The 13,850-nt window shown below is 59.6% G+C and carries 14 protein-coding genes; 9 read left to right on the forward strand and 5 right to left on the reverse strand.

Features of this window, described 5'->3' with window-relative positions:
- Genes ACWPM9_RS17140 through ACWPM9_RS17150 form a run of 3 tightly spaced genes read left to right on the forward strand, consistent with a single transcriptional unit; the run spans position 1 to position 2,903 of the window.
- Positions 1-879: an ABC transporter permease gene (locus tag ACWPM9_RS17140; RefSeq protein WP_484755948.1), complete on the forward strand. Its 879-nt coding sequence runs from the start codon at positions 1-3 to the stop codon at positions 877-879.
- On the forward strand, positions 876-1,712 hold the full coding sequence (locus tag ACWPM9_RS17145; RefSeq protein WP_428185833.1) for an ABC transporter permease: 837 nt from the start codon (positions 876-878) through the stop codon (positions 1,710-1,712). The genes ACWPM9_RS17140 and ACWPM9_RS17145 overlap by 4 nt, the downstream gene beginning before the upstream one ends.
- 24 nt (positions 1,713-1,736) lie before the next feature.
- Positions 1,737-2,903, forward strand: coding sequence for an iron-containing alcohol dehydrogenase (locus tag ACWPM9_RS17150; RefSeq protein WP_484755949.1), 1,167 nt, complete (start codon positions 1,737-1,739; stop codon positions 2,901-2,903).
- A 76-nt stretch (positions 2,904-2,979) separates the two neighbouring features.
- Here ACWPM9_RS17150 and ACWPM9_RS17155 read toward each other — a convergent pair whose 3' ends face one another.
- From ACWPM9_RS17155 to dctP, 3 genes are read right to left on the reverse strand one after another with little or no spacing between them, the layout of a single operon-like run.
- The gene (locus tag ACWPM9_RS17155) at positions 2,980-4,293 is read right to left on the reverse strand and encodes a TRAP transporter large permease (RefSeq protein ID WP_428185835.1); all 1,314 of its coding nucleotides are present in this window, start codon (positions 4,291-4,293) and stop codon (positions 2,980-2,982) included.
- 3 nt (positions 4,294-4,296) lie between these two features.
- Positions 4,297-4,812, reverse strand: a complete 516-nt coding sequence (locus ACWPM9_RS17160; protein WP_428185836.1) for a TRAP transporter small permease subunit — start codon at positions 4,810-4,812, stop codon at positions 4,297-4,299.
- A gap of 25 nt (positions 4,813-4,837) precedes the next feature.
- Positions 4,838-5,896, reverse strand: coding sequence for a TRAP transporter substrate-binding protein DctP (dctP, locus tag ACWPM9_RS17165; protein WP_484755950.1), 1,059 nt, complete (start codon positions 5,894-5,896; stop codon positions 4,838-4,840).
- Positions 5,897-6,221: 325 nt separating this feature from the next.
- Between dctP and ACWPM9_RS17170 the strand changes: the two genes are divergently transcribed.
- The 6 genes from ACWPM9_RS17170 (at position 6,222) to ACWPM9_RS17195 (ending at position 12,697) form a co-directional block, all read left to right on the forward strand.
- The gene (locus tag ACWPM9_RS17170; RefSeq protein ID WP_484755951.1) at positions 6,222-6,926 is read left to right on the forward strand and encodes a GntR family transcriptional regulator; all 705 of its coding nucleotides are present in this window, start codon (positions 6,222-6,224) and stop codon (positions 6,924-6,926) included.
- 192 nt (positions 6,927-7,118) lie between these two features.
- Positions 7,119-8,072 carry a dihydrodipicolinate synthase family protein gene (locus ACWPM9_RS17175; protein ID WP_428185839.1) on the forward strand — a complete coding sequence of 318 codons (954 nt, stop codon included), beginning with the start codon at positions 7,119-7,121 and terminating at the stop codon, positions 8,070-8,072.
- A 158-nt stretch (positions 8,073-8,230) separates the two neighbouring features.
- On the forward strand, positions 8,231-9,130 hold the full coding sequence (gene cysD / locus ACWPM9_RS17180) for a sulfate adenylyltransferase subunit CysD (protein WP_484757672.1): 900 nt from the start codon (positions 8,231-8,233) through the stop codon (positions 9,128-9,130).
- Entirely contained in the window at positions 9,130-11,025 is a 1,896-nt protein-coding gene (gene nodQ, locus ACWPM9_RS17185) for a bifunctional sulfate adenylyltransferase/adenylyl-sulfate kinase NodQ (protein ID WP_484755952.1), read from the forward strand. The genes cysD and nodQ overlap by 1 nt, the downstream gene beginning before the upstream one ends.
- Positions 11,026-11,128: 103 nt before the next feature.
- Positions 11,129-11,272 carry a hypothetical protein gene (locus ACWPM9_RS17190; protein WP_428185841.1) on the forward strand — a complete coding sequence of 48 codons (144 nt, stop codon included), beginning with the start codon at positions 11,129-11,131 and terminating at the stop codon, positions 11,270-11,272.
- A gap of 171 nt (positions 11,273-11,443) precedes the next feature.
- A complete protein-coding gene (locus tag ACWPM9_RS17195) occupies positions 11,444-12,697 on the forward strand; it encodes an NAD(P)/FAD-dependent oxidoreductase (RefSeq protein ID WP_484755953.1) in 1,254 nt (417 codons plus the stop codon).
- Between the two features lie 77 nt (positions 12,698-12,774).
- Here the strand turns inward: ACWPM9_RS17195 and ACWPM9_RS17200 are convergent, their stop codons facing one another.
- A complete protein-coding gene (locus ACWPM9_RS17200; protein ID WP_484755954.1) occupies positions 12,775-13,167 on the reverse strand; it encodes a hypothetical protein in 393 nt (130 codons plus the stop codon).
- 248 nt (positions 13,168-13,415) lie between these two features.
- Positions 13,416-13,640 carry a DUF2188 domain-containing protein gene (locus tag ACWPM9_RS17205; RefSeq protein ID WP_428185844.1) on the reverse strand — a complete coding sequence of 75 codons (225 nt, stop codon included), beginning with the start codon at positions 13,638-13,640 and terminating at the stop codon, positions 13,416-13,418.
- Between the last annotated feature and the right edge of the window lie 210 nt (positions 13,641-13,850).

Below are 13,850 nucleotides of genomic sequence, written 5' to 3' on the forward strand. Positions count from 1 at the left end.
ATGAAGACCGAAGCAAAGACATGGAAAGATCCGGTGCTGGTGGCCGCAGTCGCGCCGCTGGCCATCGTCATGGTGGTGTTCTTTCTTATTCCGCTTGTCATGACGGTGCTGCTGACATTCCAGACAACCCAATATTATCGGCTGCACTGGACCTGGGATCTGAAGATCTGGACCGAGATCTTTTCCAAACCGCATTACTGGACCATCATGCTGCGCACGGTGTGGATGGCGGCGGTCTGCGTGGTGATCTCTGTGCTGATCGCCTTTCCCGTTGCCTATGCGCTGACCACACGGTTGAAGACCTATAACGCGCAGATCCAGATCCTGATCATCTTTGCCTTTCTCACCGACGCCGTGCTGAAGACCTTCGGCTGGATCCTGGTGCTCGACAAGAACGGCGTGGCCAACTGGATGCTGTCTTATCTCGGCATGGGACCGGAGGCGACGAATATCCTGTTTACGCCAACCGGAACGATGATCGGCATGATCTACAATCTCGCCGTCTATCCCATGTTCACCATCTATCTGTCGCTGGCGAGGATCGATCGCGATCTGATCCTTGCCTCTTACGATGCCGGCGCATCGCGCCTTCGCACCTTTTTCGAGGTGACATTGCCGCTGTCGCGACCGGGACTTTATTCCGGTGCGGTTCTGGTCTTCGTCCTTAGCCTGGGTGCCTTTCTGGAACCCAAGGTTCTGGGCGGCGGCACCTCGCCGCTTGCTTCCGAACTGATCCGCCAGAGCTTCGAAACCCGGGTCAACTGGCCGCTGGGTGCTGCGCTCACCATCGTCCTGATTGCCATTGGCGCGCTCACTCTGGCGCTGGCTTCTGCCCTGGTGTTGCGCCGCCAGGCCACAAGCGAGAGGACGCCTGCATGATGTCGCAACGCTTCAAGAATGCCGTCGTCGATGTGGCTCTCGTGGGCAGTGTGGTTCTGCTTCTGTTGTTCTTCTATGCGCCGATCATGACGCTGGTCGCCTTTTCCTTCACCTCGAGCCGGGTGCTGACCTTGCCCATCGATGGCTTTTCGCTCGAATGGTATGGCGAACTGGTGCGCAAGCCGGACTTCTTCCCGGCCGTGATCAATTCCGCAACGGTTGCCGCCATCTCGACGATCTTTGCATCCGTGCTCGGAACGGCAGGCGCCGTGGCCTGGATCCGCTACCGGTTCCGCTTTCAGAACCTGTTTCGCGCCATAACCTTTGCGCCACTGCTCTTCCCGCAGCTGCTGCTTGGCGTGGTCATGCTGTTGTGGTTTTCGGTTCTCGGCAACTGGCTCGGTTTTTCCACGGGCCTCACCACCGTCATCATCGGCCACGTCGTCTACATCACGCCCTTTGCCCTGGTGATCGTTGCCGTGCAGGTCTATGGCTTCGACGAAACCCTTGAAGACGCTGCCCGCGATGCCGGCGCCAACGGATGGGAGGTCTTCCGCGAGGTGACATTCCCGTTGTTGTGGCCCGGCATCTTTTCCGCCGCCACCTTCGCCTTCCTGCTGTCCTGGGGCAATTTCTATGTGTCCTATTCGCTGGCCGGAACCGCCCGCACATTGCCGGTCTTCGTCTATAGCGGCATCGCAGTCGGGTCCTCGCCGATCTATCCGGCGCTGGCGACCCTCAATTTCATACCCGCAATCGTGCTGGTCGGACTGGCCGAATTCCTGCGCCGCAGAGCGTTGAAACGGCTGAGCGCGCCCAATCCCACTTCGTGACATCCCACCCAGAAGGCAATGACCATGTCTTTCGATACCAAAGCTGTCTCCAGCAACTGGAGCTTTCCAACCGCAGTCCGCTTCGGCAATGGCCGGATAGCGGAACTGCCTGCCATTGTGCGCGACCTCGGCGCGAGCCGCCCGCTGGTGGTGACCGATAACGGCTTGAAGGATCTCTATCCCGTGCAGCGCGCGCTGGAGATGCTGCGCGCGTCCGGCCTTGATGCCGGCCTGTTTCACAACGTCAAGCCGAACCCCACCGGCACCAATGTCGAAGACGGCGTCGACGCCTTGCGCGCGGGCAACCACGATCTGGTTGTCGCGCTTGGCGGCGGCAGTGCGCTCGATGCGGCCAAGGCCATCGCCCTGATGGCCGGCCAGACGATACCGATGTGGGATCTGGAAGATATCGGCGACAACTTCAAGCGCGCCGACACCTCCCGTCTGGTGCCGGTGATCGCCATTCCGACGACGGCGGGGACAGGCTCCGAGCTTGGCCGTTCATCGGTCATCACCCATGAGGCCGACAAGCGCAAGGTGATCGTCTTCCATCCGAAGATGATGCCCAATGTCGTGATCATGGACCCGGAACTGACGACTGGCCTTCCAGCCCACATAACCGCTGCCACCGGCATGGACGCGCTTTCGCATGCCCTGGAGGCCTTTTGCGCACCCTCCTTCCATCCGATGGCCGAAGGCGTGGCACTGAATGCCATGCGTCTCATCAAGACCTGGCTTCCTGTGGCAACGCTGGAAGGCGATAACCTGGAAGCCCGCGGACAGATGCTGATCGCATCCGGCATGGGTTGCGTTGCCCTGCAAAAGGGCCTTGGGGCCATCCACGCACTGGCCCATCCGCTGGGCGCCCTCTACGACGCCCATCACGGTCTGCTGAATGCAGTCTTGATGCCCTATGTTCTGGAATTCAATGCGCCTGCGGTCGAAGACAAGCTCGATGTGCTTGCGCGCTTCCTCGGTCTGCCAATGCCCAATGCAGCCGGCGTGATCGAATGGGTCGGGGAACTGCGCGATAGCCTGAACATTCCCGCGACACTGAAAGAGATCGGCCTTGTCGATATCGACACCGACACGGTCGCGCGCATGGGCGTCGCCGACCCCTGTGCCGGTGGCAATCCGGTCCTGCTGGACGAGGACGGCCTGAAGACCATCCTGAAAGCCGCGCAAGGCTGAACGGACAGGCATGCAAACAGGACCGATGACGTTGGGGGCCAAAGAAAGGCCCCCTTCGCTGTTTTTGGCAGCCCCGCTAAAAGCCGACGATCTGTCCCGGTAGCCATGTGGCGAGTTCCGGCCAGAACATCACCAGCAGCAGCGTGACAATCTGCAGACCGATAAAGGGCAGGACGCCGCGGCACATTTGCCCATAGGTCATGTCGGGCGGGGCGATGGATTTGAGGTAGAAGATCGACGAGGCCATTGGCGGCGTCAGATAGCCGGTCTGGATGACGATGATCACCATGGTCGCAAACCAGATCGGATCGATGCCGGCTGAACGGATAAAGGGCGTAAACAGCGGCACGCAGATCAGTACATTGGCCGTCCAGTCGAGCACGAAGCCGAGAATGAAGACCACCAGCAGGAAGAAGGCAATCATGCCCCAGGGGCCAAGGCCGGCACTTTCCACGAAGGCGCGCACGATCTTGGCACCGCCATTGGCGGCAAAGGCGCCCATGAACATGGTGCCGGCAGCGACGATCAGCAGGATCATGGCCGAGATCCGCACAGTGATGCGCAGCGATTCCCGCAGCATGCCGATGCTGAATCGGCCATAGGCAAAGCAGAGGATCAGTGCGCCCATCGCGCCCACGGCAGCCGCCTCTGTGGGCGAGGCAATGCCTTTCAGCAGCGAGCCCAGAACCGCCACGATCAGTGCCATGACGGGCAGCAGGGAGGTGACCGTAAGCCGCAGTTTTTGTGACAGCGGCAAATTGCGATCCGGATCGTCGGCAGCGCGCTCCGAAATCTTGAAGGTCGCGCCGTAGACGATCAGGTACAGAATGAAAAGACCGACCATGAGCAGGCCCGGCAGGACCATGGCGGCCAATACTTCGCCAATGGAAAGCTGTGCCAGTGCGGCATACATGACCGCGATCACCGATGGCGGGATCATGGTGCCCAGCGAGCCGCCGGCGCAGATCGTCCCGGCCGTCAGACTGTTGGGATAACCGGCGCGCTGCATGGCGGGGATGGCCATCATGCCGATCATCACCTCGACCGCACCGACCACACCGGCGGCAGCCGCAAAGATCGCGCCCATGGCGATCGTTGCGATCGCCAGACCGCCGGGCAGCCGGCCAAGCCAGATATTCATCACCCGAAACAGCCGCTCGGCGATGCCCGAGCGCTCCAGCAATGCCCCCATCAGGATGAACATCGGAATGGCGGAGAGGATGAAATTGGTCGCGGCGGAATAAAACGCGCCGTAAAGCTGCGCGATGGCACTGGACCCGAATGCCATCCAGCCGGCAACGGCCGAGACCAGCGCCAGAGAAAATGCAATCGGAAGGCCAAGCAGAATGAGCGCGAAGAGCGCTGGAAACATCAATCCGGCAATCAGCATCGCTCAGATTTCTCCCGACTGTTTGTGCGAATGATGGCCGAGAAGGTCACGCAGGCCATTGGCGAAAATCTGCAGCGCCAGCGCCGCAAGGCCAAGGGCCAGAAAGGCATAGAACGGCCACATCAGCGGTGCCCAGGGACTGACCGTCTCGACTTCGCCAGACGAATAGGCGCGCAGGGCCCGCGTGGTTGCGACGAAGGCAAGTGCGGCAAATAGCGGCGTAACACCCAGGAGCATGATCGCGCCTTCGATCATGCCCTGCAGCCGCTTTGGCATGCGCGACGCCAGAAAGTCGATGCGGATATGGGCGTTTTCCCGAAGGGCCTGGGCGGCACCCAAGATGAAGAGAACCCCCGTTGCCATATAGGCAATATCGAAGGCCCAGACGGTTGGCGCGTCAAAGACATAACGCGCCACCACTTCGTAGATCATGGAGGCCACCAGGATGAGGACGATAGCCTCGGCCAGCCGGGCCAGAGCGGACGACAGTCCATCGGCCAAGCGATAAAGAAAGGTCATTCCGGCAGCCTCCAGTTAATTGCGATCAATCCTTGTTGCGGATGAGATAATCGCTCTCGGCGGACCAGCGCTTCTGGTAGGCTGTGTAGTCGGCCAGCACTTCGGACATATCGCCCTTGCCTTCGGCCTTCTGGGCTTCCGCCTTCTTGCTGATCCAGTCGACGCCCGCGTCCGACAATTCCTTGATGAAGGCCGGATCGAGCGAGATGACCTCGTTCTTGCCGGAACGGTAGGTTTCCATCGCCTTCATGTCCAGATCGTAGAAGTTATAGAGCGCCTGCATGGTGGTCAGTTCGGCAGCCGTTTCCATCATCGGCTTGATGTCGTCGGGCAGCGCATCCCAGGTTTCCTGCTTGACGACCACTTCCCACAGGAAGGTCGGCTGGTGGACGCCTGGAACGATGACGTAACGGGCTGCCTGATGGAAACCTTCGGGAAGGTTGGCCGACGGCGGACCCCATTCGATCAGGTCCACGCCCTTGCGCTCGAGCAGGGTGTAGATTTCACCCGGCGGCACGACTGTCGGCACGGCGCCGAAATAATCGCGCATCACTTCTGCCCATGGGCCGGAGGTGCGGTATTTCAGACCCTTCAGATCGGCAGCGGTTTTGATCGGCACATTCGAATGGGCCATGATTTCAGACGAACCGATACCGACGATCAGGCTCTTCAGGCCGTCCTTGGCGCGCAGTTCGGTGAGCTTTTCCTTGCCGCCGCCCTCATAGATCCATGTGATGAAGGCTTCAGGACCCATGCCGCCTGGAAAACCGGCGAAGATCGCGTTGATCGGGTCCTGGTTGACCAGATAGCTCGGGCTGGAATGGCCTGCCTCGACAATGCCGTCCTTCACGCCGTCATAGACTTTCAGTGCCGGCACCAGAACGCCAGCGCCGAAGGGTTCAATGTCGACGCGACCACCGGTCATCATGTCGACATTCTTCTCGAAGCGTTCAAGGAAGTTCACGTAGAATGGCGAGCCTTCGGGAACCGATGTCGGTACGCGCCAGGTCACTTCCTGAGCAGCAAGCGGAAAGGCGGAGAGCGCCAGAGGCAGCGCAAGCGCCAGCATTTTCAGATGTTTCATCGTCAGAACCTTCCAGTTAAGTCGTTTCCCTTTGGCGCGTTTCGCGACCGTTAATGGCATCTCGCTTTGACGCGGAACCACCCGGCCGTCGCCGTCGCAGGCCAAAGACTACCATTAAAATTTTTCTTGTCGACATAAAAAATACAAAAGGTCATTGTCGCGAAAACGGCCCGCCTACTTGCGCCACTCGCAACACGGGCATAACGATCCGGCATTGCGCCTGGCCGTGCATAGGGCCGCAATTCAGCGGAATGGGCGGCCGAAAACCGGAATTGCAGACTGTATGGGATGCTGCGGTTCCTCATGCGACGAGAGGATATTCGAAATGGACGACGAGCAGGCAATCGACAAGGCGGAGCGCAAGCGCGGATCTGGCGTCAAGCATGTCTATGACGTGCTGCGCACCGATATCCTGAACATGGTCCTGCCGCCGGGTAGCCCGATCGACGAAATTCATCTTGCCGAGCGGTTTGCCATGTCGCGCACGCCGATCCGCGAAGCTCTGGTGCGGCTCGCCTCGGACGGTTTGGTGACGACACTTCCCAACCGCTCGACCGTGGTCTCCAATATCGACTTCCTCAATTTGCACACCTTCTTCGATGCCATGACGCTGATGTACCGGGTGACCACGCGCCTTGCGGCTCAATACCATGTGCCGACCGATCTGGAGATTATCCGCAAACATCAGGCCGATTTCACCAGGGCCGTTGAGGCACGCGACGCATTGGAGATGATTGCCACCAACCGGGAATTCCATGCGGCCATCGCCGAAGCCGGGCGCAATCCCTATTTCACCACGCTCTTTTGCCGGCTGCTGGATGAAGGCCGTCGTATCCTCAGGTTTTACTATCGCTCGTTCAACGACAGCCTTCCCCGGCAATATGTCACCGAGCATGAGGACATGATTTCGGCCATCGCCGCACGGGATATCGACGCCTGCGACCGGATCGCCTCTGCCCATGCCGACCAGATCGTCCGCCAGATCCAGGCGATGATTGCCCGCGACGAACGGGTGACGATCCCGCTTTAGCAACCTGATTCCCATTTCGCCCGTTTGCCGACGCCGCGCAGCTGCGCCATTTTCGGCGGACGCAAAACACGGCTTGAAATTCTTGTCGACAAATAATATACAACGATAACGCCGATCAAACGGAACACTGAAACGGGCATGATCGGTCAAGAGGACCAGGCCCGCGAAAGATCCGCCCTCAAGGAGCAAGACATGACTTCCGCAATTTTTTCCGGCTGCATTCCGGCACTGATGACGCCCTGCAAGGCTGACCGCACCCCTGATTTCGACGCGCTGGTGACCAAGGCCAAGGCACTGATGGCGGCGGGCATGTCGGCGGTTGTGTATTGCGGCTCCATGGGCGACTGGCCGCTTCTGACCGATGCCGAGCGCATGCAGGGCGTGGAACGCCTGGTCGAAGCCGGTATTCCGGTGATCGTTGGCACCGGTGCGGTCAATTCCAGGCTCGCTGTTGCCCATGCAGCGCACGCCCAGAAGGTTGGCGCCAAGGGCCTGATGGTCATTCCGCGGGTTCTGTCGCGTGGTCCGTCGATGGCGGCGCAAAAGGCCCATTTCAAGGCCATCCTGTCTGCCGCTCCGGATCTGCCGGCGGTCATCTACAACAGCCCCTATTACGGCTTTGCCACCCGCGCCGACCTGTTCTTCGCCCTGCGCGCAGAGCATCCCAATCTGGTGGGCTTCAAGGAATTCGGCGGCCCGTCCGACATGCGTTATGCAGCTGAAAACATCACCAGCCAGGATGACGATGTGTCTTTGATGGTCGGCGTCGATACGGCCGTCTTCCACGGTTTCGTCAATTGCGGCGCAACCGGCGCCATCACCGGCATCGGCAATGTGCTGCCGAAGGAAGTGCTGAACCTGGTGGCGCTTTGCGAAGCCGCTGCCAAGGGCGATGCCCAGGCCCGCACGCGGGCGCTGGAACTGGAAGCGGCCCTCGGCGTGCTGTCGTCCTTCGACGAAGGCCCGGATCTGGTTCTCTATTTCAAGCATATGCTGGTGCTGAAGGGCGAGAGCGAATACAGCCTGAACTTCTATGAGACAGACGAATTGAGCCCAAGCCAGCGCGGCTATGTCGAGGCCCAGTTCACGCTGTTCAACAGCTGGTATGCCGATTGGAGCAAATTGCCCGGCGCATTGGCTGCCTGATACCAGAGACTGCCGCTACAGAATGAGGCCATTGCCGTGAGGGATCGCGGCGATGGCCTTTTCATGTCCAGTGATCGCGCCTTATCCCTTTTGCCTCGCGCAAGTCCGCCTGTGCTATAAAAGATGCTTTACTCGAAGACGAAGTATTGCGCGTGCCCATGTCTCTTAGCCATCTCGACCGTCTGGAAGCGGAATCAATCCACATTTTCCGCGAGGTCGCGGCCAGTTTTACCAGGCCGGTCATGCTCTATTCGGTGGGCAAGGATTCCGCCGTCATGCTGCATCTTGCGCGCAAGGCCTTTTATCCGGGCAAACTGCCCTTCCCGCTTCTGCATGTCGACACGGGCTGGAAGTTCAAGGAGATGATCGCCTTTCGCGACCGCATGGCTGGAGAACTCGGCTTTGAGCTTCTCATCCATGTCAATCCGGATGGCCTTGCCGAGAAGATCTCGCCCTTCACCCATGGTTCGTCCACCCATACCCATGTGATGAAGACGGTAGCCCTCAGACAGGCGCTTGACCATTACGGTTTCGACGCAGCCTTCGGCGGCGCACGCCGGGACGAAGAAGCGTCCAGAGCCAAGGAGCGGATCTTCTCCTTCCGCAGCGAGGGCCATGGCTGGGACCCCAAGAACCAGCGCCCGGAAATGTGGAAGACCTATAATACAAGGGTCAGGCCCGGCGAGAGCATTCGCGTCTTTCCGCTCTCCAACTGGACCGAACTCGACGTCTGGCAGTATATCGAGCGTGAGGCCATTCCGGTGGTTCCGCTCTATTTCGCCGCCCCCCGGCCCGTGGTGGAGCGCGACGGCATGCTGATCATGGTGGATGACGGGCGCATGCCGATTGCCTCAGATGAAACAGTGACCGAGCGGCTGGTGCGGTTTCGCACGCTGGGCTGCTATCCCCTCACTGGCGCAATCGCCTCCACTGCCGCAACGGTCGAAGACATCATTGGCGAAATGCTGACCTTCAGGGCCTCCGAGCGTCAGGGCCGGATGATCGATCGCGACGAGGCCGGTTCCATGGAGAAGAAGAAGCGCGAGGGCTATTTCTGATGGCGAACCGCGATATCGAAACAGCCCTCAGCCACAGCGCAGACGGATCGGGCGCACAACCCAGGACACTGCTGCGGTTTCTCACCTGCGGATCGGTTGACGATGGCAAGTCGACACTGATCGGGCGGCTGCTTCACGACACCGGCCAGATCCCCGATGACCAGATGGAAACGCTGGCGCGAGACAGCACCCGACATGGCACGGCGGGTGACGCGGTCGATTTCGCCCTTCTGGTCGACGGGCTTCAGGCCGAGCGCGAACAGGGTATCACCATCGATGTGGCCTACCGGTATTTTTCGACCGAAAGGCGCAAGTTCATCGTGGCCGATACACCGGGTCACGAGGAGTATACCCGCAATATGGCAACCGGTGCCTCGACCGCCGATCTTGCCATCGTTCTGGCCGATGCCCGCTGCGGCATTCTCGCGCAAACGCGCCGGCACAGCACGATCGCAAGCCTGCTTGGCATTCGCCACATGGTGCTGGCCGTCAACAAGATCGATCTGGTTGGCTATGATGATCAGGCCTTTTGCCGCATAGTCGAAGACTTCCGCGAGTTTGCCGAGGGGCTCTCCTTTGAAAGCCTCTGCGCCATTCCGATGTCGGCACGGCACGGCGACAATGTCAGCGGACGCTCACCGAAAACGCCCTGGTATGACAGCCCGTCGCTGCTTGAGCATCTGGAGACGGTCGATGTCGAACCGCGGCCTTGCGAAAAGCCGTTCCGCTTTCCGGTACAATATGTATCGCGCCCCAATGCCGATTTCCGCGGTTTTGCCGGTCAGATTGCTTCTGGCAGCATTGTCGTCGGCGATGCTGTCGCTGTTGCCAAATCGGGCCAGACATCAATCGTCCGCGACATCGTCACCTTCGACGGAGCGCTTGCCCGCGCCATCGAAGGTCAGGCGGTCACGCTGGTGCTGCAGGACGAGATAGATGTGTCGCGCGGCAATATGCTGGTGGCGCCCGACAACCGGCCCCATATTGCCGATCAGTTTCAGGCGCGCATCATCTGGTTCGACGCCGACCCTCTGATCCCGGGTCGCAGCTATGTCCTGCGCACCGAAACCGACAGTGTGACGGCCACGGTGACCACGCTGAAACACAGGGTCGACATCAACAGTTTTGCCCATATCGCTGCCAAGTCTCTGCAGATGAACGATATCGGTGTCTGCAATCTTTCCACCCAGGCGCCGCTTGCCTTCGATGCCTATGACGACAACCGCGTCACGGGGCACTTCATCCTGATCGACCGGCTGACCGACCGCACAGTCGGCGCCGGTCTGATCGACTATCCGCTCCGGCGTGCTGCCAATGTGCATTGGCAGGCGCTGGAGGTGAACCGCGACGCACGCGCTGCGCTCAAACATCAAAAGCCGGCCGTCATCTGGTTTACCGGACTGTCGGGCTCGGGCAAATCCACCATCGCCAACCGGCTGGAAAAGCTGCTGCACGCGCGCGGGCATCACACCTATATGCTGGACGGCGACAATGTGCGCCATGGGCTGAACCGCGACCTCGGCTTTACCGATGCGGACCGGGTGGAGAACATACGCCGGGTGGCGGAAGTGGCCAAGCTGATGGCCGATGCCGGACTGATCGTCATCGTCTCCTTCATCTCGCCCTTCCGCTCCGAACGACGCCTTGCCCGCGAGATGATGGTGCCCGGCGAATTCATGGAAGTGTTCATCGACACGCCGCTGGAGGAATGTGCCAGACGCGATCCGAAAGGCCTCTACAAGAAGGCCATGAACGGCGAGATCCAGAATTTCACCGGCATCACCTCGCCTTACGAACCACCCCTTGCGCCGGAACTGCATCTGAAAACGCTCGACGCCGGACCGGAGGAACTGGCGATGCAGATCGAATTGTTGCTGGGCGGGGAGCGTCCATGATCGAATTGCCTTCCGTCGAGGCGCACCAGTAACCATAATCGCCATTCCTGGTTGCTTTTCACCGCCCTGATCGCCACCCTTGCCGCATAGGGAGACCCAGGTCATGATCAGACAAATCCTGCTGACGATTGCCATAACGACGTTTGCGGCACAGGCCTTTGCCCATGGCGGAGGCTGCCGCAAGAGTTCACCGCCGGGACAATGCTGCCATATGGACAACAGCGTCGGTCGCGTGCACTGCCATTGATCAAATTGCGGTCCCACACCGGACACCTGCTGAACGACACACAGCATCTGCCAGCGACATTTTCGCGCGATCCCTGTGAAATTAAGGGCACTTGCCTTTTTTCGTTTGCACTGCACCCATGCCACCTGCAATCATCGGATCTGTTCACATTCTCAACGGAATAGCTTTCAGATGACTGCAGATATCCTCGTGCTCGGTGCCGGCATTGTCGGCGTGTCCACCGCCATCCACCTCCAGCGGCGCGGCAAGTCCGTGGTTCTGGTCGACCGGCGCGGCGCCGGCGAGGAAACCTCTTTCGGCAATGCCGGACTGATCCAGCGCGAAGGCATCGTGCCTTACGGTTTTCCGCAGGAAGTCTCCACGCTGATGCGCTACGGTCTCAACAACCGGATCGACGCGCATTACCACATTGCCGCCATGCCCAAGCTGGTGCCGTTTCTGTCGCGCTACTGGTGGCATTCCAACAAGGTGCGGCACAACGCCATTGCCAATGCCTATGCGCCGCTGATCGAGAACTCCGTCTCCGAACATGACGATCTGATCCAGGCATCCGGTGCCGGCGACCTGATCCGCAAGGATGGCTGGATGGAAGTGTTCCGCACCGAGAAAGTGCGCGACGACGAACTGGCCGAGGCCGAGCGTCTGTCAAAGGTGGCGAAGATCAACTACACCGTGCTTACCCCGGCAGACCTTGCCAAAGCCGAGCCGCATCTCAAAGACAAGTTCGTCGGCGGGTTGAAGTGGAACGACCCCTGGTCGGTCACCGATCCGCATGGGCTGACCAAAGCCTATCTGGCCTATTTCCAGTCGCTGGGCGGCCAGTTCGTCACCGGCGATGCGACCACGCTTGGCCAGAGCGCCAGCGGCAAGGGCTGGCAGGTCACCACCGAAGATGGCCTGGTCCAGGCGGAAAAGGTGGTTCTGGCGCTCGGTCCCTGGTCGGAAGATGTCACCCGCAAGCTCGGCTATTCCTTCATCGTCGGCGTCAAGCGCGGCTATCACATGCATTATTCGCCGGCCGGCAATGCCGTCCTCAACAACTGGACCATGGACAAGGAGCGCGGCTATTTCCTCGCCCCCATGGTCAAGGGCATTCGGCTGACCACCGGCGCCGAATTCGCCGACCGCGATGCGCCGAAATCCCCGGTTCAGGTGGAACGCGCCGAACGCGTGGCCCGCACCATCTTTCCGCTCGGCCACCGGCTGGACGACGAGCCGTGGATGGGGTCGCGCCCCTGCACGCCCGACATGATGCCGATCATCGGCAAGGCCCCGCGCCATGACGGCCTGTGGTTCGCCTTCGGCCACGCCCATCACGGGCTCACGCTTGGACCGGTCACCGGCCGCCTGATCGCAGAAGCGATGACCGGTGAGACACCCTTCCTCGACATCAGCGCATGGCGGCCGGAACGTTTCAAGGCTTAAGGCCAGGACCGGAGGTCTTCAGCGCTTTTTACCGCTCCGAACGTTCCGGTACAGGACATGAGCGATTGGCGAGAGCTTTACTTGAACAGGCTTGGCTTGCCTTGAGCGACCCAAGCCTTCATCTCATCCAGGCGCTCTCTGGTCGGCAGCTTCAAAGCCTCGGCCTCCGCATGGCCTTCTGCAATCTTCTTTTCGATCATCCACCCCTGGAAGGTCGCATAATCTGCTTCGAGTCTCGCAGGTCCGGGAGCATTGACACCGACTTCCACCCGGAAAAACTCCCTGACGTGTTTTATGACAGCCTCGAAACTGTCGCCATGGCTAACAACATCTTGCCCTGCGATATCGGATAACGCGCGCTTCAAATCATACGGCTTGCGCTCAAAAATCAGAAATTTCTTCTGCTGAAGCCCGGGATCCTCGCTGCGGCGAAAACCAACGTCGATACCGTATTCAAACGGCATGTTCATTCGGAAATATTCGCCCTGCTCGTCCGCTCTGCATCGCGACAGGTCATGGATGGAGTATCTCGCACCACGTATCATCCCGACAATCTTGTCGAGACGGTTTTCTCCAGCTTCCAAACTCTCGTTCGCAAGGCGCGGAACGAATTCAAAATATGTGATGCAAAAAAGCGCAGCTTCCAACAATGGCGCATACGTCTCATCAAAGGGACAATTGACGAAGACCGATTGCTCGAAGTTCTCAGGCGCGACCATCATCCCTTCGGCGGAAAGGGATCACGGCCATAGGAACTACGCTCCCGGATGCGGCCGTCCTTGCCATGGATATAGAGTTCCGTACCTTGTTTTTGCGCTTTTTGTCTGGCGTTATCGATGGCTTCCTTTTGGGTCGCGAAGGTTTTGCTCGCCCGCTCGGCCCCCGCAGACCTTACGCTCCATTTGGCGCCATTGGGTACAACATGCTGCCCTTTCTTGGACATGACCTATCTCCACAATTAACACTTCTCTATTATATAGACATCACCAGCGAAGCACACCAAAAAGGATTAAAGGCCCTCAAATTGCCCCGGCCTGAGATCCTACTCCATCCCAGCAATCTGTTTCGGTGCCATCGAGCGGGAAAGCGTCGAGAAATGCAGTCAGGCGATCATGCTTTGCTGTCATGTTTGAATCTGGATTATGGAATTTCT

It is taken from the genome of Agrobacterium sp. H141, assembly GCF_057158725.1.